General features: G+C 38.7%; 14 protein-coding genes. 7 read left to right on the top strand and 7 right to left on the bottom strand.

Going from position 1 to position 23929, the window contains the following annotated elements:
• The 4 genes from NMK36_RS14900 to NMK36_RS14885 all read left to right on the top strand — a co-directional run bounded on the left by NMK36_RS14900 (position 1) and on the right by NMK36_RS14885 (position 9425).
• A complete protein-coding gene (locus tag NMK36_RS14900; protein WP_072719432.1) occupies positions 1-6327 on the top strand; it encodes an AAA family ATPase in 6327 nt (2108 codons plus the stop codon).
• A 50-nt stretch (positions 6328-6377) separates the two neighbouring features.
• Entirely contained in the window at positions 6378-6881 is a 504-nt protein-coding gene (locus NMK36_RS14895) for a phosphoribosyltransferase (RefSeq protein ID WP_254174069.1), read from the top strand.
• 517 nt (positions 6882-7398) lie between these two features.
• Positions 7399-7680: a 4a-hydroxytetrahydrobiopterin dehydratase gene (locus NMK36_RS14890; protein ID WP_072719434.1), complete on the top strand. Its 282-nt coding sequence runs from the start codon at positions 7399-7401 to the stop codon at positions 7678-7680.
• Between the two features lie 101 nt (positions 7681-7781).
• Complete coding sequence (locus NMK36_RS14885; protein ID WP_072719435.1) at positions 7782-9425, top strand: HD family phosphohydrolase; 1644 nt, start codon at positions 7782-7784, stop codon at positions 9423-9425.
• Positions 9426-9550: 125 nt separating this feature from the next.
• On the opposite strand, the gene NMK36_RS14880 is transcribed toward NMK36_RS14885, so the two are convergent.
• Entirely contained in the window at positions 9551-12169 is a 2619-nt protein-coding gene (locus NMK36_RS14880; protein WP_072719436.1) for a colicin uptake protein, read from the bottom strand.
• A gap of 246 nt (positions 12170-12415) precedes the next feature.
• Here NMK36_RS14880 and NMK36_RS14875 point away from each other — a divergent pair, with 246 nt between their 5' ends.
• Positions 12416-13933, top strand: coding sequence for an AAA family ATPase (locus NMK36_RS14875; RefSeq protein WP_254174068.1), 1518 nt, complete (start codon positions 12416-12418; stop codon positions 13931-13933).
• Positions 13934-14017: 84 nt separating this feature from the next.
• Here the strand turns inward: NMK36_RS14875 and NMK36_RS14870 are convergent, their stop codons facing one another.
• The gene (locus tag NMK36_RS14870) at positions 14018-14272 is read right to left on the bottom strand and encodes a ribbon-helix-helix domain-containing protein (protein WP_254174067.1); all 255 of its coding nucleotides are present in this window, start codon (positions 14270-14272) and stop codon (positions 14018-14020) included.
• Between the two features lie 248 nt (positions 14273-14520).
• The gene (gene psaB / locus NMK36_RS14865) at positions 14521-16752 is read right to left on the bottom strand and encodes a photosystem I core protein PsaB (RefSeq protein WP_254174066.1); all 2232 of its coding nucleotides are present in this window, start codon (positions 16750-16752) and stop codon (positions 14521-14523) included.
• A 574-nt stretch (positions 16753-17326) separates the two neighbouring features.
• Here psaB and NMK36_RS14860 point away from each other — a divergent pair.
• Positions 17327-17635, top strand: a complete 309-nt coding sequence (locus NMK36_RS14860; RefSeq protein WP_254174065.1) for a hypothetical protein — start codon at positions 17327-17329, stop codon at positions 17633-17635.
• Between the two features lie 19 nt (positions 17636-17654).
• Here NMK36_RS14860 and NMK36_RS14855 read toward each other — a convergent pair whose 3' ends face one another.
• The 4 genes from NMK36_RS14855 to NMK36_RS14840 form a co-directional block, all read right to left on the bottom strand.
• Positions 17655-19109: an FAD-dependent oxidoreductase gene (locus NMK36_RS14855; RefSeq protein ID WP_254174064.1), complete on the bottom strand. Its 1455-nt coding sequence runs from the start codon at positions 19107-19109 to the stop codon at positions 17655-17657.
• A 41-nt stretch (positions 19110-19150) separates the two neighbouring features.
• Entirely contained in the window at positions 19151-20218 is a 1068-nt protein-coding gene (locus NMK36_RS14850) for an ABC transporter permease (RefSeq protein WP_254174063.1), read from the bottom strand.
• 65 nt (positions 20219-20283) lie between these two features.
• Entirely contained in the window at positions 20284-21417 is a 1134-nt protein-coding gene (locus NMK36_RS14845) for an AI-2E family transporter (RefSeq protein ID WP_254174062.1), read from the bottom strand.
• 99 nt (positions 21418-21516) lie between these two features.
• Complete coding sequence (locus NMK36_RS14840) at positions 21517-22371, bottom strand: Npun_R2479 family HD domain-containing metalloprotein (protein WP_072719444.1); 855 nt, start codon at positions 22369-22371, stop codon at positions 21517-21519.
• A 198-nt stretch (positions 22372-22569) separates the two neighbouring features.
• On the opposite strand from NMK36_RS14840, the gene NMK36_RS14835 reads away from it, so the two are divergent.
• Positions 22570-23889, top strand: coding sequence for a mannosyltransferase family protein (locus NMK36_RS14835; protein WP_254174061.1), 1320 nt, complete (start codon positions 22570-22572; stop codon positions 23887-23889).
• The last annotated feature ends 40 nt before the right edge of the window (positions 23890-23929 follow it).

The raw sequence follows: 23929 nt of genomic DNA, 5'->3' as shown, positions 1-23929 counted from the left end.
ATGATCACTTTACCTGGCTATCAGATTCTTAACCCGATCTATAATGGTTCGAGAACACTGGTTTATCGTGGGATTCGTTTGTCTGATGGTTACCCGGTTGTGATTAAACTATTACGCAGTGAATATCCAACCGTACCCTCTTTGATTGAATTTAGAAATCAATATCGCATTGCCAAAGCTCTTAATATATCCGGTATTGTTCCGATTCTGGATTTGGAACCCTATTGTAATGGGTTTGCCTTGATTATGGCTGATCAAGGCTATATTTCACTAGCCGATTATTTAGTACAGCGAGAACTAACCTTAAGTGAATTATTAAAAATTGCCATTGAAATTACTCAAATTTTAGAACAATTGTATCAACATCGGGTGATTCATAAAGATGTTAAACTGCAAAATATTTTAATTCACCCGGAAACTTTGAAAGTTCAACTGATTGATTTTAGTATTTCTATTCAACTGAATCATTCCCATCAAGAAGTTGTTAATTCTCAAGGATTAGAAGGAACTTTAGCTTATATGTCTCCCGAACAAACCGGACGAACCCATCGGGGTATTGATTATCGCACAGATTTGTATTCTTTAGGCGTAACACTTTATCAATTATTAACTCGAAAACTTCCGTTTCCATCTTCTGATCCCCTAGAATTAATTCATGCTCATTTAGCCCTGCTTCCTCAGCCTTTAAGCGAAATTAAACCGACCTTACCGATAATGCTCAATAATATTATTTTAAAATTGATGGCTAAAAATCCAGAGGAGCGTTATCAAACTCCATTAGGACTGCGCTATGATTTAGAAAATTGTTTAGAACAATGGGAAAAACTGGGGGATATTCCTCCGTTTCCTTTGGCGACGATTGACTTAAATGATCGATTTATTATTCCCAATAAATTTTATGGACGAGAGCCAGAAATTGAGCGTTTAAATTCGATTGTGAACACGGCTCAATCAGAAATTATTGTAATTACAGGTCAATCAGGAATTGGCAAGTCTTCCCTGGTTCAAGAATTCTATCAAACCGTTGCATATTGTGGAACAGGAGTTTTGCCTATAACTCATTGTGTCACCTTAGACAGTTATTTTATCACAGGCAAATTTGATCAATTTAAAACGAATACGCCTTTTTGGGGATGGGTACAAGGGATTAAACAATTAATTCAACAAGTATTAACTGAACCTTTGGAACAGGTAGAAGCTTGGAAAAAGAAACTTTTAAATGGACTCGGAGATCAAGCCCCGGTTTTAATGGCTGTTATTCCTGAACTGAAAGTTTTATTAAATCAACAGTCTTCCCTGACTGAATCAGAGGTTAATCTTGACCTGAATCAATTTAATCGTTTAATTCAAAAGCTAATTCAAACTTTTGCCAAACCTCATCATCCCTTAGTCATTTTTTTAGATGATTTACAATGGGCAGATGTTGAATCCTTACGATTAATTCAGGTTTTGATGAGTCCTGAACAAAATATTTATTCTACACCTCCAACCTTAGTGCTAATTTTAGCGTATCGGGATGACGAGATCGGGGAAACACATCCTTTAATTAAAATCTTAGAAACCTTAGAAAATTCAGGAATTCCCTTACATCGAATTCCTTTAAATGCTTTAGAAGATTCTGCGATTAATCAACTAATAGCAGAAACATTAGTTTGTTCCTTAGACCGGGCTAAACCTTTGGCAGAATTAGTCAGTCAAAAAACTCAAGGAAATCCTTTTTTTGTTCGTCAATTTCTACAAACCTTATATACAGAAGAACTAATTTGGTTTAATCCGCCTCAATCTTCCTTAAAAAATCGAAATTTATTCGGAGGTTGGCAATGTAATTTAACTCAAATTAAAACCCGTTCGATTAACTCTAATATTTTAGATTTAATTCTTCATCAATTACAACAATTACCTCCAGACACCCAAGAAATTTTAAAAATTGCGGCTTGTTTAGGAAATCAATTTAATGCCGTAGATTTAGCTACCGTAACTGAAAAAACTTATTTAGAAACATTAAAAGCTTTAGAAATTGCTTTACAGGCTCAATTTATTGTTATTGCTAGAGATATTTATCCCTTTTATTCCTTAGAAACTGAAGTATTTTCCCCTCCACACTTTGATCCAAATGAAACCTTACCGTTGTTACAGCCCGGTATTGATAAATACCAATTTATTCATGACCGAGTTCAACAAGCTGCTTATCTTTTAATTCCAACTCATCAACGACAAGCGACTCATTTAAAAATCGGAAATTCGCTTTTAAATCAAATCAAAAAACAATATTTTAATCAATCCATTAAGATTATTTTACATATAATTTCAACCGAAGTTTTATTAAATATCATTAATCAACTCAATTTAGGAGTAGGCTTAATTCAGGATCAAAAAGAACGAGATCAATTAGCCTTATTTAATTTAATAGCCGGACAAAAAGCGAAAATTGCCACCGCCTATCCGACAGCTATTGGACATTTAGCGATTGGTCTGGGGTTATTGGTAACGGAGAGTTGGGAACGAGACTATCAATTAACATTAGAATTATACACAGAAGCAGCAGAAATTGCTTATCTCAGCCAAGATTGGGAAAATTTACACAAGTGGGGAAATATTGTTTTAGAAAATGTTAAAATATTCGGGCATAAAGTAAGAATTTATGAATTAATGATTCAAGCTTATAGGAGCCAAAATCAAGATCACAATGCGGTCAATCTTGCGTTAGCTGTTTGTCAACAATTAGGGTTCACCTGGGGTGATAATTTTAGTGAAGAAAGTTGGCAGGAATTCAAGCATAATTTTATTAAAAATTTAGGGGGAAGAACACCCTTAGCATTATTAGATTTACCCGAATTATCTAATACTAATTTAGTAAATTTATTTAGAATTTTAACCTCTGCTTTTCCTTCTGCTTATCGGGTAATTCCCAAACAATTCCCATTTTGGGTTTTAAAACTGGTTCATTTATCCTATCAACAAGGAAATACAACGTTATCAAGTTTTGTCTATGCTGTATTTGGATTTATTCTTTGTACGCAAGGGGAAATTGAGTTCGGAAATCAAATGGGAGAATTAGCTTTAGAATTATCGCAAAAACAAGCAAATTTTGCAATAATTATCAAAGTTAAACAACTGGTTTATCGGTTTATTAAACCTTGGAAAACTTCCTTAAAGCAGATTTTATCTCCTCTCAAAACTTGCTATTTACAAGCTCAAGAAGCCGGGAGAATTGATGAAGCTTATTGTCTTGCTCAAGCTTATCTTGAAATCGCTTATTTCACGGGAAACGATGTCTCTGAATTGGAGCTTGAATTGAGTCGGTGTTTAAATCAGTTACAAAATTTTAAATCTCCGTCAGAACTATTAATTTTTACAACCTATCATCAAAGCTTGCAAATTTTAAATGGAAAATTAGAGGGAGACACCTCATTAAATTTTACGGGTCATGCTGAAAACGGGACAATAGGAACGACTGAAATTGGATATTCTTCCCAGGAAATTCCTTTTGAACTTAGTTTAAATTTCATGGTTCTGAATTATAGATTAGATAGATTACAACAGGCGAAGGAATGGTCTCAGCAAGCTGAATGCTATTTAAACAAAGACACCTATTTTGTTTTACAACCGTTTTTTTATTGTTATCAATCTTTAATTGATTTAGCAATCTACCCGGAGTTATCGTCAGAAGACCAAGTTAAAATTTCAGAAAAAGTAACTCAAAACCAAGAAAAATTAAAAGCTTTTTCTCAGGGGACTCCGATGAACTTTTCCCATCTATTTTATTTGGTGGAGGCAGAATTTAACCACATTCAAGGAGATTATATTAAAGCCATTGAAGCTTATGAACAAGCGATTATGCTGGCTAAAACCTATCAGTTTATTCAGGAAGAAGCTTTAGCAGAGGAATTAGCGGCTAAATTTTATTTAGATTGGGGAAAAGAAAAAATTGCCAGGGTTTATTTAATTGATGCTTATTATAGTTATGCTCATTGGGGTGCTTTTGCCAAAGTGAAGGATTTAGAATCTCGTTATCCTCAACTTTTAAATTCTATTTTAGCACAACTTGTTATTCCCACAACAGGAACAACAATCAGTAATAATACGACAGAAACCATTATTTCTAGTAGTCATGGAGGTTCGGCTGCTCTCGATTTAGCAACGGTGACAAAAGCTTCTCAAGCTTTATCTCAAGAAATCGATTTAGAACAACTCTTGAAACGATTAATTCAAGTGGTGATTGAAAACGCAGGAGCCGAAAAATGTTGTATTCTTTTATCTAAATCGGGAAAATTAGCGATAGAAGCAATAGCCAGTTTAAATCCGATTAACGGAGGGTCTATTGAGATTGAATCCTTATTAAAATCTGTTTCTGTAGAGCAAAGTAATGCCTTACCTTTATTGATTCTGAATACCGTGATTCAAACCCAAGAGTTTATGATTTTAGCAGATGCTCGTCAAGAATCTCGGTATCGTAATGATCCTTATTTAATAGAACATCAATCCAAATCAATCCTCATGACTCCCATTCAAAATCGGGGGAAATTGATTGGAATTCTGTACCTTGAAAATAACTTAGCAACCGCAGTGTTTACTCCAGAACGATTAGAAGTCCTCAAAATTCTGTTTTCTCAAGCCGCGATTTCCATTGACAATGCTAAACTTTATTCTCAAGTTCGCAATAATGAACAACAGATGACGCAATTCTTAGAAGGAATTCCGGTTGGCGTTGCTGTTTTAGACCCTACGGGTAAACCCTATTTTACCAATCAAAAAGCTCAACAATTGCTCAAAACTAAAGTCACTCCTGGATTATTTTGTGAAGCTTTATCTAATATTTATCAAGCTTATCTCAATTGGTGTCAACAGCATCAATTTGATCAATTAACACCTTATTGTGATTTATATAATCCTACACCCGATACCACGTTTATTTTAGAAGTGAATCAGGGAGAACAAACGATATTGCTTGAAAATTGGGTGACACCGACTTATGATGAAGAGGGGGATTTAATGTATGCGATTCTAGCGTTCCAAGATATAACAAAACGTCAGCAAACAGAACTGGCTTTAAGGCAAGCTGAAGAAAAATATCGCAGTATATTTGAAAATGCCAGTGAAGGCTTATTTCAAACCACCAGGGAGGGGCATTATATTAGTGCAAATCCTGCCTTGGCGAAGATTTTAGGTTATGATTCTCCCTGGGATTTAATGTCAACGGTGAGGAATGTTGAAGAACAAATTTATGTAGATTCTCAACGCCGATTAGATTTTATACAATTAATTGATCAACAAGGGGAAGTTTCAGGATTTGAATTTAAAGCCTACCGCAAAGATGGCAGCATTATTTGGATTTCAGAAAATGCACGGGCTGTCTTTAATGATAAAAATGAATTACTTTATTATGAAGGGTTTGTCGTTGATATTACAGAACGAAAAACTGCCGAAGAAGAACGCTTACAATTTATGGCAAAACTTTCAGAATTGAATCATCATTTAGATGAAGCGTTAGATTCGGAATTTGAACTGACGGATGCAGCGGCGCGATTTGTTCCCCATGAATTTTTATCTTTTTTAGGTTATGAAAGTATTGTGGAAGTTCAGTTAGGGGCAGCAGTTCAAAAAGAAATGTCGATTTTATTTGCTGATATTCGGGATTTTACCAGTCTTTCTGAAGATATGACTCCTGAAGATAATTTTAAATTTATTAATGCGTTTTTAAGCCGTATGGAACCTGCCATCGTCGAAAATTATGGTTTTATTGATAAATATATTGGGGATGAAATTATGGCATTATTTGGCGGGTCTGCTGATGATGCAGTTCGGGCTGGGATTTCAATGATTAGCCGACTGAATGAGTATAATGAAACCCGACAACGCCCCGAACGTCCTCCGATTAAAATTGGGATTGGTATTAATACCGGAGGATTAATGTTAGGAATTGTGGGGGGTAAAAATCGACTGGATAGTACGGTTATTAGTGATTCGGTCAATGTCGCTTCTCGCATTGAGAATTTAACAAAAAATTATGGGGTGTCTTTATTAATTACCCATCCCACTTTTATGGCTTTAGAAAATGCCAACGAGTATGCAATTCGGATTATTGATCGAGTCAAAGTCAAAGGAAAATCCGATGCGGTAACGGTATATGAAGTATTTGATTCAGATTTGCCGGAAATAAAAGCTGGAAAACTTCGGACAAAAACCACCTTTGAATATGGATTAATGCAATATTATTTAGAACGTTACTCAGAGGCTGCCAGATTATTCCAAGAATGCCTACATCACCTCCCTATGGATAAAGTTGCTCAAATTTATTTAGAACGCTGTTTATCTAAAATGTTCTAAGTCTTTGATATGATTTGAACAATCCTTTGTGTGTTGAACGATTACCCAGTATGAGCGATCTGTATATTTCAGCGACGGAATACCACCACAAAATTGAAACCTTAGCCGTAAAAATTTATCAGTCTCAATGGCAATTTAATCAAATTGTCTGTTTAGCGAGGGGAGGGTTACGAGTCGGGGATATTCTTTCTCGGATTTTTGAACAACCGATGGCGATTTTAGCGACATCATCTTATCATGGGCCAGGGGGAAAAGTTCGAGGCGCGATCAAAATTGCTGAACACTTAACTATGACCACAGACACCTTGGGAAGTCACGTTTTATTAGTGGATGATTTAGTCGATTCTGGGATTAGTTTACAAGAATCTATCCGGTGGTTGAAATCCCGTTATCCTCAAATCCAAGAGATGAAAACGGCTGTTCTCTGGTATAAAAGTTGTTCAGTAATGGCTCCCGATTATTTTGTGGATTATCTGGCGGATAACCCTTGGATTCATCAACCCTTTGAATGTTATGAAAACATGAATTTAGCCGAGTTGGAACAGCCGGGTTAAACAAGATGACTAATCGCTTTTTCTCACCCCCTGTTCCCTATTTTCTTTTCCCTTCTGTTCCCTGTTCCCAGTTAAGCTGTTCCCTCTTCCTCTCGATAGATTGTAAAATCTTAATTTTATCGATGTAAAATATTTGATTTTCTTAACATCTGGGGAACACACAATTTAAAAATCCTGTGTTATCTTAAAAAGCGTAAACACTGAACGCATTAAACCGTTTAGGGAGCCAAGGAGGTGATGCCCATGATTGAAAGTAGTAAACGCATGGGTCGCCGGATTGGAAAATGCCGACTGTGCGCCGGGGCTGTCATCTAGTGAAAAGTTTGTGTTCATTTAGGACACTCGCTGACCTAGATAACCGGACTCACACTCAATGATCTTCCGGCAGTCAGGTTCTAATCCAGGAGACCCGCTAGACCGCTCTTACCCTATTGTGAAGGCAAGTGCTAACACAAAGTCTGGGTGAGAGCGGATAGTTATTTTAATCCTACATTTATTGTCATTTTTAAAGTAGCCCATGGTAGGACGACTCAGTAATAGCGAAATTCAACAGCTTTCCCAGCAAGTTCCAGCTTGGACAGTAGAGGGACATTATTTAAAATTAGTCAAACGATTTAAAAATTTTATTGAAGCGATTGAATTTGTAAACAAGTTAGTCGAACCTTCAGAAGTTGCTGGACATCACCCCGATTTAGAGATTTCTTATAATAAAGTCACCATTAGTCTAACAACTCATGACGCGGGGGGTTTAACCGAGAAAGATTTTGCTTTAGCTCAACAAATTTCAGCACTGGGTTAATCATAACATCAGTGCTGATTTTTTTTTCTGAATAATTTTAGGATAGAGGAACAAAATTTCACCGTATTAATAGTTCGAGGGAAGTGGAGTGAAAGTGTCGAATGAAAATAATTTTTGAGAAACCTGAATTGTTCCATAACTTCGATGAGCAAGCGGAACTCATTGAGAAACTGCTCGATATTGGTACGGCTCTGTCTGGAACTCAAGAGTTAAGTACCCTGCTGAATTTAATATTAACAAAAAGCCGTGAAATTACTTGGAGTGATGCGGGGAGTGTCTATCTTATTGATCACAGTGATAACAACCCCAAATTGCTGTTTAAAGTGGCACAAAATGCGTCTTTACCGAATTTGTCTTTTAAAGAATTTGCGATTCCTTTGACTCCTCGAAGTTTAGCTGGATATGTGGCGTTAAAATCCGTTTCATTAAATATTCCCGATGCCTATAATTTACCAGAACATGAACCCTATCAACTTGATCGCAGTTTCGATGAAAATATTAGTTATCGGACTTGTTCTGTTTTAGTGGTTCCGATGAAAAACCGCAAAGGAGAAGTGATTGGGGTTCTACAACTCATTAACCGCAAAATTAACCCGGATGTGGCAATTACGGCAGAAAATGCGGTAGAAATGACCCAACCTTTTTCGATTTGGGAAGAGCGAATTTTGCGATCGCTTGCCTCCCAAGCTGCTATTTCCATTGAACGAAATCATTTACAAGAAAGTATTGAACATCTGTTTGAGGGGTTTGTTCGCACGTCTGTACAAGTGATTGAAGCTCGTGATCCCTGTACCTTTGGTCACTCAGAACGAGTGGCAGAATTAGCAGTTCGTTTAAGTCAAGAAGTTAATACGGTTAATTCGGGTTCCTTAGCACCTTTTTGTTTTAGTGAACGTCAACTCCAAGAACTTCGCTATGCTGCATTATTACATGATTTTGGGAAAGTGGGTGTTCCTGAAGCGATTTTAACCAAACCGAAAAAACTTTATTCCCTTCAATTAGATGTCATTCGCCATCGATTTGCCTTAGCACAACGCACCTTAGAATTAGAATGTACCCAAACTAAATACGAACATTTGTTGCAGCATTCCGCCCAGAAATTATCATCAGAAACTGAATGTCAGTTTTGTAAATCTCTGCCCGAATTAGATACAAAATTATCAGAATCAATTGCTAAATTAAGCCAATATTGGGCTGTTTTGTTAGAAGCAAATGAACCCAGAGTATTAGCCGAAGATCCCTTAAACCATCTGCGGGAACTGGCTCAAATGACGTATCGAGATTTAGATGGACAAATCAAACCTTTATTAACTTCAGAAGAAATTCATCAATTATTAGTAGAACGAGGCAATTTAACCCCAGAAGAACGAGAAAAGATTGAATCCCATGTTAGTTATACTTATGAATTTTTAAAGCAAATTCCCTGGACAAATGACTTAAAAAATATTCCCACCATTGCTTATCGACATCATGAAAAACTGGATGGAACCGGATATCCTTTGGGATTAAAATTCCCCGAAATTCCCATCCAAGCTCAAATTATTACTATTGCAGATATTTATGATGCCCTAACAGCCGGCGATCGCCCTTATAAAAGCGGATTACCTACTGTAACAGCTTTAAAAATCTTACAACAAGAAGCCGCCAACAATAAAATTAATGCTGATTGTTTAGAACTTTTTAAACAACGAAAAGTCTATGAAGTGTTAGGACATACAATTGATGTGGTTATGGAATTAGCTTGAATAGCAGGGAACAGGGAACAGGGAAAAAGTGATTAGTCATCTAAGCAATTATTTTTAGCAAACATTTAAGCTTGGAATATAAAATACCCACACTAACTTTGAGAAAAGTGTGGGCAGTCGATTCGTTATGGTTGATTGGGTAAGGAAGCGGGATTTACTAACCCATTGGCTGTACTGAACAAATTAATCGGACTTTTGCCATCGGTGATTAACATACTTTGAAGCCCCAACCCTTGTAATAGACGCACTTGTAGTTCTGGCCCTGCTTGGGCGATCGCTCGCAACGTGTCAGGCCCAATCGCCTCCACTTTTTGCCGAAACTCATCCGCTTGAATTTGCGCCAACCGTTGCGCTTTTTCAATTTCCAAACTCATCAACGCTTGCTGATGCGCCAGTTCAGTCTCCTGTCTAGCCCGTAACTGCGCCAATTCCGCTTCTGAACGAATGAGAGCCGCTTCGGCCTCCTGTTGCGCCAAACTCACCGTTAATGCTCCTTGAATTTGTGCGGCTTCTGCTTTCGCTCTGGCTTCTGCCGTGGCTTGTCCCGTAGACTCAATGGCAGCATTTTCCGCTTGAAACGCTAACAATTGCCGCCGTTCCCCTTCCGCAGCACTTTTATCGACAATAATTTGGCGTTCCAGCCTTGCCTTTGCCTCCTGTTCAATTCGTTCTGCATCGTGACGGGCGGCGGCTTCCTGGGCATCGGTGGTAATTTGAATGGCAATTTGTACCGATTTTTGCAAACTTTTCAAAGTTTCTTCATCAACGGGTTCAACGGTCTGAATATCAATATTTGTAATCACCAAATGATTTGCTCGAAATCGAAACTCCTCCCGTACCCGTCCTTCTTCATCAGTCCCAAATACCGCCGTGCGGATAATTCGAGCAGAATTGCGGTGAAATTCATCAAACTTCACCCCCGCAACTGCCCCTCGCACCCGTGATGCGATCGCCTTGCAAGCATCCCCGACAAAATCCGGCACTTGAAACAGTCGCACCGCCGCTTGTTCATCATGACGATTGACGTCAAAATACCAGTTATAGGACAGTTGCAACTGTAAGCGGGCATGATCCGAGGTTTCAACGATAAAAATATCCGTCATAAAATCCGGCCCTAACAACAAAGCCAAGGATTTAATCAAATTGGGTTGTTTGGGTTTACCCCCAGACAAACTCAACACCGTAAACGCTTCATCTGGGTCTAACATGACCAAATCAGGGCCAAAAACTGTTCGGGCGGAGCGATTTTTATAATCGTGAATTTGAACCGCCGAATTTTGCGGAACATGGAAAACAACGGCTCTTGTTTTGTTGCGGGGCGGGCGTGGAGTTTTCCGCGTTACCAGAAGATCCCCATCTTGAACATTGCGATCGGCAATTGGATCTCGCTGTTGCATCAGCAACCCTTCCACCACAGGGGGAAGTTCTTTTTCCCACAATTCCTCATAGGGACTCAACATATAAGCTTGTGGCCCGTTAACTAACTTTAATTCCCCCGTTTGCGTATCTCGTACATAAATCCCTTCATTCTTATCTAAGGGAATCGCTTGTCGCTTTTGAACCACTTCCACTTCCACCGGAGGAATATAATCCCTCGGCCCTGTAATCATCCACAGATCCCCCGGTTGCCGGATTGTAGCCGTTGCCCCCGTACCTTCTGTAAAGGATTCTCTGGCTCGTAACAACAAAGCTTCTTGCTCACTTAAAATATAAATATACTGAATTCCAGCTTCCAGTCGTTCCCCTGGATGTAAGAAAAAAGAGGTTCGTCCTTGACGCACTTCCCGTAACCCCAATTGGGGTCTACCCGTCTCGTCAATGGGGTTCAGTACCACACACCATTCATGATCATCCAGGGTGGTAATTTGAACTTCCCCCACCACCTCTTCATAAACATCGGGAATATGAATTTCTGCATCGGCTAAGGTGACTAACCATTCATCCCCCGCCCGTCGTTGTCGTCCCAAGACATCCTGAAACGTGCGTTTAGCTCGCAGATGCAAGGCTTTGCGTTCGGTTAACACATAGGCATTGATAATATCAATCACTTCTTCATCGACACCGGGAAGATAGGCCCCTTCCTCCCGCACCAGCCATTCTTCTCCAGCCCGACGACGATGACCTTGGCGATCCACACAAGCTTGGCGGGCGAGTAACCGTAAAGCTTGGTTGGGTTTAATCACTTTAGCTTTGACCGTTTCCACCACTTCCACGTCCACACGCGGAATATAAGTGGCTGGCCCTTCAAACAACCATTCATCACCAGCCCGACGGTCTAGGGTTTGTTCTTCGGTGTCTAGGGTTTGAATTTCGCTAAAGTCTCGCAGTGCCCGTAACCGTAAGGCTTGATTGGTTTCAACGACGTGCAGGCGGGTAACATCCCCGATTAATTCTTCTCCGGGGTACAGGGGAAAGGGATCTTGAGCAAAGCGAATTTCTTGATCGCCATAGCGCAGGCGAATTTGACCATGTTGATCCGCTAAGGGTTGACCGTCTTCATCTCGCAAAACCGGATTAGTAATGATGCAATAATAGCGAGGAGGGACAACGATCATGGACTCTGGACGTAAGGCAAGGCGATCATGATCCCGAAGCGTAATGGTTTGGGGGCCAACTTCCAAACGAGTGACCCCGGTATTGGTATCGAGAATATGGATATATTGTTGGGGTTTGAGGCGAATAACTCCACTAGCGGTTTCAGGACTATCCATCCGGTTGTCCGCCTTGCGTTCTCCAGTCAACATGGTTGTGGCCTAAATACTGTAAATCCACTATCTTCTGATACGAATTAGAGTTGTGTGATAGGGATCACGGTTGTGTTGGGGTTTGGGTCAATACGGGGGAGAAAAATATTAATTTTGTTTAAATTCTATAGTTTTTTATTTTTGAAATATATAAAATTTTTTCAATCAACTCAGCCATAAGGTAACATTTTTTTACTTATGCCGATGGACAACTCTCATGACAAATCCAGGTTTAGAAAATCTTAGATGCGATCAACTAAATACTATGAGGAAGTTTTTGTGATTATAAAGCGTGTTGAGGTTGAAGGATTTTGGGGGACGAAGAAAGCATCTGCTATCTTCAATCAAGATGTAACTATTTTTATCGGTCTTAATGGAACTGGTAAATCAACTTTTGTTAATTTAATAGCTGCTACCCTATCTTTAGACTTAATCCAGCTATCTATTCTTCAGTTTAAATCTATACGGATCGATTTGATTGATCGTAAACCCAAACGAACTAAAACAATTAGGCTTGAGAAACAAATATCCGATGAAAATATGGGATTGGATACATATGAATATAAAGTAGGACAAAAAGTGTATCGTCTTTTCATAGAGTCTTCTCGTGTTGTGAGACGTCGTGAACCATACTGGAGAATTCCTGCACATATTAGAGAAGAGCAACTTAACCTCAAAAAAGAACTTTCCAGCTTAGTAGAGATTTCACAAATATCTGTATATAGGCAATCCTATGATGATAGTTTAGAATCCGATCCTCGTCAAAGAATTTCTGCTGTTGATGAGAGACTAAGGCAGCTATTTGAAAAGTTTGCTAGATATCAATTAAAGTTAGAAACCAGACTCAATGAAATTTCAAAAAGATTTCAGCAAGATACAGTTTTATCTTTACTATACAACGAGAAATTTGATCAATTTAGTCCTAAAGCAACTCAATTAAGTAAAATTGATTTGAAGAGCTTAAGCGAGAAATTATATCAAGCATTCAAAGAACTAGGAATTCAAGGTAAAAACCAAGATATTGACATTCATATACAAAAAATAGAAGATGCTATAGTTGGATTAAAAAATGAAAATAAAAATAGTGGATATCAAGTTGACCATGTATTTGCTTTACCTCTAATTTATCGAACAAGCCATATTATTAATTCACTAACCGAGTCAGAAAACGAAAAAAATAAAATAACAGAAGCTCGCCAGAACTTTTTTGATACACTTCACAGATTTATGGATAACAAAAAATTTGAGTATGATAATAAGACTGGCGAACTATCATTTTATATAGCTCAAGAGAGCAATAAAAAATTTATGTGGACTAGCTTATCATCTGGGGAAAAGCAATTACTAATCCAATTTTTGGAGGTTTTGTTGCAAGACAACAGAAGTGTTATTTTTATTGCTGATGAGCCAGAAATTTCATTGCACGTTACCTGGCAGGAAAATTTACTAAAAGCCATACGAAGCTTAAATTTAGAAGATCATGAATTTAGTTCATTAAAAGAACAATTAATAAATCATAAACCATCTCAGCATATTAAAGGTCACTTTTTTTTCAGTGCGTCTCTATGCTTCGTAAACGATGAAGTTAATAAAGTGCGCTCTTATTGTAATAAAAAGAAAACATCAATTAGTCAAGATAATTTTTACACGATGTTATTTTTGGCTTGCGAAAATTCATTTTCTGTTTGTTCTGATTTGCAAGAACTTCGTAAAAAAGCGGATCAAGTTGCTCAAAAAGTTGTTGAGCTTCTTTCTAACTGTTAAATAGTGGTTGGCAAAATACTCAGCAATCTCGTTGAGGTCATGGCTGGCTAGAATGTTGATAACATAGCGACTCATCGTTGCATCCTAATGGTTTGGCTTAAACCGTTCTAAAATCCCATTGATAAAAGTTTCACCATCAAGGGGAGGATTTTCTTCAGTAGCGGATACAGCAGCATCGATTTTATCAGCCACATCTTTAACCCATTCTGCCTCAGCCCTTTGCCATTCATCCAGTAGGCGCAACGCAGTTGAGATGACTTGTTCAGGGGTTTGATATTTCCCAGATTCCAGTTGAGTTTGAATAAATTGTTCTTGGTCAGAGGTGAGATTGATGCTCATTGTGGTGTTACAACAGGGTTCATCCCTATCATACCTAACCTGATTTCTAATAATATGAAATCCTGAAATTGATACTACAGATAATTGCCTAAACCCCACGTAGAGACGCGCCATGGCGCGTCTCTACAGAAAACATATGCGTAGCAAACATTTAAAGATTTCATATAATTCACAGAGGACTGAAGCCCAAAAACATAGGGGCAACTTTCGCCACCCCTATGGTTAATCATTCACCCTTTCAGGGATGATCAGCCAAATTTCCCAGCCGTTGAAGCCAGTAGAAACGCAGCATAGGTGAGGATATAGCCCACCGTAAAGTGAACTAAACCCGTTAACCATCCTTGAACAATTGACAGCGAAACTGGTTTATCTTTCCAGATCACGAGGTTCGCCAGAGGGGTGCGTTCATGCGCCCAAACTAACGTTTCAATCAGTTCTTGCCAATAACCTCGCCAACTAATCAGGAACATAAACCCAGTGGCCCATACCAAATGTCCGAACAGGAACATCCAAGCCCAAACCGAGAGGTTACTGGTTCCGTAGGGGTTGTAACCATTGATCACCTGGGCTGAATAGAGCCAGAGGTAATCCCGCAACCAACCCATAATATAGGTGGAGCTTTCATTAAATTGAGCAACGTTTCCTTGCCACACCCCTAAATGCTTCCAATGGAAATAGAACGTTACCCAACCGAGGGTATTCAACATCCAGAAAGTCGCCAGGAAGAAGGATTGCTCCCAAGCGGATGTTTGACAAGTGCCACCCCGTCCAGGGCCATCACAAGGGAAGGTAAAACCGAAGTCTTTTTTATCAGGCATCAGTTTAGTACCACGAGCATCTAACGCACCTTTCACACAAATTAATGTGGTGGTATGCAGACCCAGGGCGATGGCATGGTGAACGAGGAAATCACCAGGGCCAATGGTTAAAAACAATGAATTCTTACCGGAATTAATCGCTGCTAACCAACCCGGCAACCAAACGTTCCCATTATTCGGCCAAGCGGTATGGGCAATACTGTCAGGGTTCGCCAGTAACACATCCATTGCATAGAGGGCTTTACCGTGAGCCGCTTGAATGAACTGAGCAAATACAGGTTCAATCAAGATTTGCTTTTCCGGTGTCCCAAAGGCGACAACCACATCATTGTGAACGTATATACCCAGGGTATGGAATCCCAAAAACAGAGACACCCAACTTAAATGAGAAATAATCGCTTCTTTGTGATTCAAAACCCGATCTAAAACGTTGCCTTTGTTTTGGTCGGGGTCATAGTCCCGTACCCAGAAGATGGCAGCATGGGCAAAGGCTCCGACCATGAGGAACCCAGCAATATATTGATGATGGGTATACAGCGCCGCTTGGGTTGTATAATCCCTGGCGATAAACGCATAGGGTGGCATCGAATACATATGCTGCGCCACCAGCGATGTCACCACACCCAACGCAGCCAGGTGAATTCCTAACTGGAAGTGCAGGGAGTTGTTGTAGGTATCATACAAACCTTGGTGGGGTAAGTTGAACTGTCCTTCGGTGGGAACCCCAAACAACGGATCTTTCGAGTTCAACATCTCTTTAATACTGTGGCCAATACCGAAGTTGGTTCGGTACATATGACCCGCAATAATAAAGATGACTGCGATCGCTAAATGGTGATGGGCAATATCCGTCAACCATAACGATTCAGTTTGGGGATGAAACCCACCCAAAAACGTTAAAATCGCCGTTCCTGCCCCGTCCGATGAGCCAAAAACGTGCCGTGCTGTATCAGGATTTTGGGCATAAACCCCCCAATTTGCAGTAAAGAAGGGTTTGAGTCCGGCTGGATGGGGTAACGTGGTCAAGAAGTTATCCCATCCGACGTGCTGGCCACGGGATTCAGGGATGGCAACATGAACTAAATGGCCTGTCCACGCTAGACAACTGACCCCAAATAAACCCGCTAAGTGGTGGTTTAAGCGAGACTCCGCATTCTTAAACCAAGACAAACTCGGACGATACTTGGGTTGAAGGTGTAACCAGCCCGCAAACAAAAACAATGCCGCCAAAAGCAGGAGGAACACAGCGCCTTGATAAAGCTCGGCGTTAGTTCTCATCCCAATGGTATACCACCAATGATAAACGCCCGAATAGGCAATATTAACGGGGTTTATAGCTCCGGCTTGGGAGAAGGCTTCCACCGCCGGTTTGCCAAATTGAGGATCCCAAATGGCATGGGCAATGGGACGAATGTGCAGGGGATCTCGAATCCACTGTTCAAAATTTCCTTGCCAAGCGACATGGAACAGGTTGCCGGATGTCCATAAAAAGATAATTGCCAAATGACCAAAATGGGAGGCAAAAATCTTTTGATAGAGATTTTCCTCGTTCATGCCATCATGGCTTTCAAAATCATGGGCCGTGGCAATCCCGTACCAAATTCGGCGAGTGGTTGGGTCTTGAGCCAGACCTTGATCAAATTTTGGGAATTTCGCTGCCATGTATTTACTGACTCCATCAGAGCGAATCCAAGTTGCTAAAGATGAGCCAGTGCATCCGGGTTAATATTAAAAAAAACCCATTCATTAATCACAGAAAGGGATAGAAAAAAATCAAACCCGACTGCACTAGCAACACCCAACTTTGGAGAAATTGTGTTTCAGCGTTGAAACGAAACGCTACAATTCATCACCAACTTTATCGATAAAGATGGCAATCTCAACCCTCAAAAGAGGACATTTTTTACTTAAAAATCCCATTAAATAATCCAAAAAGGAGTTAAGGGATATTTAGCAATATGAATCCAGAAAATTTCAATTCCCAAGCTTAACTTCATAGAGAAGTAATCAATACTTTACCGATTTCTGATCAATTCATTTTCTAACTTAAGGTAGAGATTTTGTTAATTTCGCTTGTAATCAATGATGAGACTTCTTCAATGGATGAGTTTTATCGCTTAATTTACAAACCGAATTCACAAACAGATCATGCTGAAGTTAGATGAGGGGAAACAGTCATCCCTTCAGAATAGATGAGTATTAGCTTTAGCTTACCTCTTTGTTATTCCTAACTGCCATGTCTCAAATTTTATATATTTTTAATCAAGTTTCACCGATGCTATTGCAGATTGTTTGCTTTAGTGTTGCTTGGTTATTCGTTTTTTCGTTAATCTGGAGTACCTATAGAACACTGACACAAGGAATAACCAGCGTTAAAGAATTACATAAAATTCCTTGTTCAACCTGTAAATTTTTTACCGGAAATTATCAATTAAAGTGTACCATTAATCCCAAAATTGCGTTAACGGAACAAGCCATTAACTGTTCAGATTTTTCGGATTATCAAACTTTAACTTCTTACCTGGGTGAACAAGGTAGAAGTTAGCTTCTCAATCCCAGTTGAGTTAGACGTTAAAACTGAATCCCAGAACAAATAATATGCCTAATAGCGTTACACTGAAAATGAACAAACGTTGGTTTGTGCGTTGGTTTTGATGCCAAATTTCTTGATAACTGAGTTGATAATCTTGAATCATCAAAAATGCAGGAGGGCTGAAAAAGAAAGGCAAAAACCGATTCAGAAGCAGTCCGATTAAAAAGTTGATATCCCATAACTTTCGACGGAACCAATTTTGGTTATATTGCCAAGGAAATGTTGTTTGAGCTAAATGAATTAACGCTTCAATATCTCCAGAACGTCGAGCTTCATATAGGGGTAAAGCCAATAACAGATCATCCTGGGTTTCTTCGAGAACTTGCTGTAAAATATAAACATCTTCTAACGCTGAGTTGACCCCTTGACCAATATCGGGGGGAAAACAATGGACTGCATCTCCTAATAAGAGGATGGCAGAGAAAGTTTGATCAGATTTCAATAAAAAGTGTAATCCCGAACAAAATTGAGGAACAGGAAAAACACCGCCTTGACTGTTGACAAATCGTGTAATTTCAGACTCGGAAATAATATCACGAATGGATAATTGAGGGAAAGATTGTTCTAAAAAACGATATAATTCTTCATTGGTTTTAAAAGTCCAAATTTTATGATTAGGATAAGTAATAATATTAGCGGTTCGAGGTTCATCGGGATTTTTCATCGGTAATAAACCCAAAGAAATCTTTTTCTGACCTTCTACAGCTTTACCCCGAATTGCATAAGCCATTGTACAGACAGATTGATCATCTAGCTGGTTTGAAAGCGGAAATTGAGGCGGTAAGGTTAATACTTGATAGCGCAGTCCTGAACTAGGCGAGGGAAAATATTGCATTTCAAAGCGATGATTATCAGGTTTTTCCCAGTCGTGTAGGGTTTGACGAACAATAGAATTTAAACCATCACAACCAACTACAAAAGCAGGTGTAAAACTCCTTAATTTGCCATTTCTTGATTCAACAATTACCTCTAATTGTTCCTGTTTATGATTTAGTTCAATACATTTAGTTTCAAATAAAACGGTAATTTGCTGTTGGCAATTGCGTTCAATTTCTTCATAGAGTAGAGAGACAAAAGCTCTTCGAGGCAACCAATAAGCTGTTTTTCGATTAGGATTAATAAAGGGTAATTTTATCGTTTTTCGCTTTCCATTAAGTTGAATTACCGTTAAGTAAAATTCTTGGCTGGAAACACTCATTCCTGCTAAGTTTGGGGTTAATCCCAGCCAATCCAATATTTTTTGACCTCGACCATCAATTTGATAGTTAAACGCTTTATCCGGTTCGTAATAGTCAGCCGTTTTTCTTTTTTCTAAAACAGTAATTTCTGTCCAGCCACGTTTTGCTAACATTAAAGCGATCGCCAGTCCCGATGGGCCGCCTCCAACAATCACAACATTTCGACATCCAGATTTATTAGTTAACATCGGTAGAACTTGAATTCAATTGTTGTTATAATAATCATCCATTATCGTTGGAGACTCCGAGGATCAAGGGCATCTCTTAACCCATCTCCTAATAAATTAAAAGCTAAGACCGTTAAAATAATTAAAATAGCGGGCGGCCAAATTAACCAAGGTTGTAACACTAAAATTGAGGCGTTTGTTGCTGAAGAGAGTAAATTTCCCCAAGAGGGATCGGGTTGTTGAATGCCTAAGCCAATCAAACTTAAAACCGATTCTGCAATAATAAAACCGGGAATTGATAATGTTGCTGAAATAATCAGATAGGTTGCGGTTTGGGGTAGAACATGACGAGCAATAATATATAAAGAATTAGCTCCAATAGCCCGTGAAGCTTGAACAAATTGTTGTTCTTTAATGGATAAAACTTGTCCTCGAATCACTCGTGCTAACCCAGCCCAACTAATAAAAGAAATAATCACCACAATCAATAGAAAACGCTGGCTACTGGTTATTTGTGGGGGTAATACGGCGGCTAAAGCTACTAATAAATATAATCCTGGAATCGTCATTAATACTTCAACAATTCGCATGGTAAAAGTATCTAACCATCCGCCAAAATAACCGGAAATTCCTCCAATAATCATTCCTAACGGGAACGAAATTAGAATTCCCACTAATCCAATACTGAGACTAATTCGACCTCCAAAAACAATCCGGCTAAATTGATCTCTGGCTTGTTCATCGGTTCCCAGTAAATTAATTTGTCCGGCTCCGATTGTTCCAAATAAATGACGATCAAACGGGATAATTCCTAATATTTTATAGGGTTCTCCCTGAACGAAAAATCGGACAGGACTTGGCTGAGTTTTATCAACATTAAGTTTACGAATTCCAGTTTCAATATCCACCGGGCCTTGAGTTGTGGGGTAAACATGGGGGCCAATCCATTGCCCTTTTTGGTTATACCAATAAATTTGAGTCGGTGGCAATAATGAAGCGTTCAGTTGCGATTCATAAGGACTATAAGGCGCAACAAAATCTGCTGCAATGACGATCACATAAAATAACAATAAAATTCCGGCTCCAAATTGAGCTAAAGGATTAGTTTTAAGTCGTTGCCACCATTTCATAAGTCAGATTTTGCACTCAAAGAATTGTTGAAAAACTTGTAGAATTGTGTCTCTATTTTTTTATTTTACACCTTCAAGCGTTCCTGTTCAGCTAGAGATAAAGTTTCCGTTGGCGTTAAGTCAATTTTTGAATCTAAAGGATTATAAAAGAAGGAACCGGTTTGAGGAGGTAAAGTGGGATCAACAACCACTTCAATAATACTTTTAATCACCCCTGCCATGGGAATCGCCAGAATAAATCCTAATAATCCTCCTATTTTTCCCCCTAATAATAAAGCACTAAAAATAATCACAGGGCTTAATCCGGTTAAATCTCCCATAATTCGAGGAGCAACAATATTATCCTTAACTTGTTGAATTGCAACGGCAACGGCTAACACTTGTAATGCCAGCCACCAATCAATAAAAGCCACAATAATAGTGACAGTTCCAATCCCTAATGTGGCTCCCACAAAGGGGATAATTTCCAATAATCCAATCACAACGGCAAATAATAGGAAATAGGGAACTTTTAACATTAAAAAGGCAACGGTTAAGGTGACAGCCATAAAAATTCCCTGCAAGGTTTGTCCTAAGACAAATTTTTTCAAATTCCGCTCTAAGGAAAAGGTTAAAACCTCTCGAATTTGGGGGGATAAAATAGTGATCAGGAGGTTCCACAACCGTTCCCCATCTAATAACATATAAAAGGCAATGACCAAAATAAAAATTAAGTCAAAAAACCAATTAAAGGTTCCTAGCACTAAACCTAAACTTCCGGTGAGAATCGGTTCAATGGTTCCTTGAATTCGAGACAAAAGTTGCTGTTGTAAAATTCCGACATCAAAGGGTAAATTTCGGTCAGCACTCCAAACTTGAAATTCCGCTAACTGTTGCCGTCCTGATTCTATTAATTCGGGTAATCGAGTAATTAATTGTCGTCCTTGATTAAAGACAGGCGGGACAAGAGTTAAGGCAATAATTACAAAGGTTACAATCGCAATTAAATACACTAAAGCGGCGGCAATTCCTCGCGGAATAAAGCGTTCTAATTTTGCCACAGCGTAGTTCAGAAGAAAGGCAATTAATCCAGAGGTAACTAATATACTGATTAATTCGCCAACATAACCTAAAAATTGAAAGCTTAACCAACTCACGACTAAAATCAGTAAACCCGTGAGTAAACGACTTTGTAAAGGCGAAAAAACAGAATTCGTCATGGAACTCATAGAAAATTTAAAATATAAAGTAGTTTACCCTATTTTGGGATAGATGACCTGATGGAACATTAAAATTTTATCCTTCAACGATTAAACAGATTAAACCATGACGACCTCCTTGATGGTTTCCTCATGTTCAACCAGGAAGACATTGGCGTGCAGGTTAGCAATAATTTGTTGGCCTTGCTGAGTTAAAGATAAGTACCGTAGACTATCTTTAATATAGGGATACACTTTATGCCAATAAAATTGAGGGTAATTTCTTCGCAACTCTCCGGCATTATGATAGCCTGCTTTTTGATTAAATCCTGTTTCTTCAAACTCATAAAATAAGGCACTAATTTTTTGAAGATATCGAGGATCACTCAATTGACCAATTAAATCCGCCGCCCGCACTAAACCGGGATAATGTATTGTATCTTGATGATCGGATTTTTGAGGAACCGGAAATCGTGTCAGTTCAATATTAGATTGAATCACATCTGACTTAATTAAAGGATGTCCCCCAAATCGTTCTCGAATAAACAATTTAGCTCGATCAACATGATAAGGCATTAAACTCGCATCTGTACATCCAAAGGGCAAAAGTACCCTGTTTTCATCACATCCTGTAGCATAATATCCCTCTCGATCTTGGCGACAAACCCCTTTAACATAACCAATATCATGACAAACTAGAGAGAGCATAAAATGTAGCCAATCTTCGCTAGAAACCCCACCTTCGCGGATATGTTTTCCGCGTAAAATTTCTTGACCGACTAATGTAACGATAATTGTATGTTCAACATCATGATAGAGGGCATCGCTATTGGCAATATTTTCTAAAGCCATCCCTCCAGCCCAAGCGACAATATCCCCATAATGGGCATTAAATCCCCCATAGGTATGATGATATCCTGAGCGAAGTTGTTCAACAAAGTTATCAATTAAAAGTTGAGTTGCATTGAAAAACATAGGACATTTCCTGGCACAAATCGAGGTTTTGAGTTACAGAGAAAGCAGTGGTCAGCTTTTTCTTCTCTTGTTCATTTTTCTAGCATAGTTTATCGGAATCTGCCATTTTTCTTAAGAATTTCAATTTTGCCTGATCCTTGGTAGAATTTCTCTAATTGTAAATTAAAGTTGATTTTTAATTGAATTGTAAATAAAGGCGTGAAAGAACAACCCATGAATTCTCAGAAGGTGCTAACTCAACTTTTTGCTAAATCACAAGATTTTTTAACTAAAATTGCCAATGTTTGTCAATCTAATGGGATTATTTTTGCCTTAACAATGGGGATACTGAGTCGCAGCATTATTCTGTTGACGTTTTTTGCAATTGCTTTCTTTTCTCCTGTTTCTTCTCAGTGGGGTTGGGAGGTTTTTTCAGCTTGGGATAGTCCCCTCTACCAAATTATTGCCACCTCTGGATATGAAGTCATTAATCAGACAGAACCGGGCGGAAATGTGGCATTTTTTCCATTATTTCCGTTATTAATTCGAGGATTAATGAATTTAGGTTTATCCTTTGAAGTAGCAGGCATTTTAATTAATAATTTAGCTTTTTTGGGAGCTTTAATTTTACTGTATCAATGGGTGGAAATCACCAATAATTCTCAGGCTGCCCGTTGGGCAACGGCTATATTAGCTTGGTGTCCTTTATCGATTTTTGGCACTGTTATTTATACGGAAGGTTTATTTTTATTTTTGAGTATTGCTGCCTTAAAAGCCTTTGATTTAGAAAAATATCCTCAAGTGATTTTATGGGGGAGTTTAGCCACAGCAACGCGCATTACTGGAATCGCTTTAATTCCAGCTTTTCTAATTACAGCTTGGCAAAAACGAAAACCTGTGATCGCTTATTTGTCGGGTTTATTAAGTGGCTGTGGTTTATTATTTTATAGCCTCTATTGTTGGCTAAAATTTAATAATCCCATTGCCTTTATTACTGTTCAACACACCCAATGGCAACGCCAAACCGGATTTGATAGTCAAGGCTGGTTGAAAATGGTGATGCAAATTTTAATCGGTTCTCAAAATTGGAAAAAAGGTGCAATTGTTGATCCTTGGCATCCACTTTTAGTTATAATTATTGCTATAATAGGTTATTTACTTTGGCGATATCGTGATCAATTAGGAGAGGTAAAATTTGATTATAGTTTCTGTTTTTTACTGTTTATTTTATGGTTAATTGCAGGTGATCCCTTACTCAATACATCGATTATTTTAGGGGGTGGTTATTTACTGTGGTATTTACGCCATGAACTTAGTTTATTAGCAGTGAACTATGGTTTTTGTGCCTTGGGTTTATTATTAGCGTCTGGCGGTACAATTTCCCTCAGTCGTTTAGCTTATGGGATTGTTTCTGTTAGTTTAGCTTTAGGAGTAATGCTATCCCATCATCGCCGTTGGGGTTATGTGACCTTGGGATTTTTCACCCTGTTACTGATTAGTTTTTCACTTCGCTTTGCTCAACATCTTTGGGTAGCTTAAGGGTTTATGGTATGAAAAAATAATGATATAGCACTTCCAA

The organism is Planktothrix pseudagardhii, assembly GCF_904830925.1.
GTDB classification, from domain to species: Bacteria; Cyanobacteriota; Cyanobacteriia; order Cyanobacteriales; family Microcoleaceae; genus Planktothrix; species Planktothrix tepida.
Note: the sequence above shows the minus strand (reverse complement) of the source record. Positions and strands in the feature narration are given on the sequence as shown.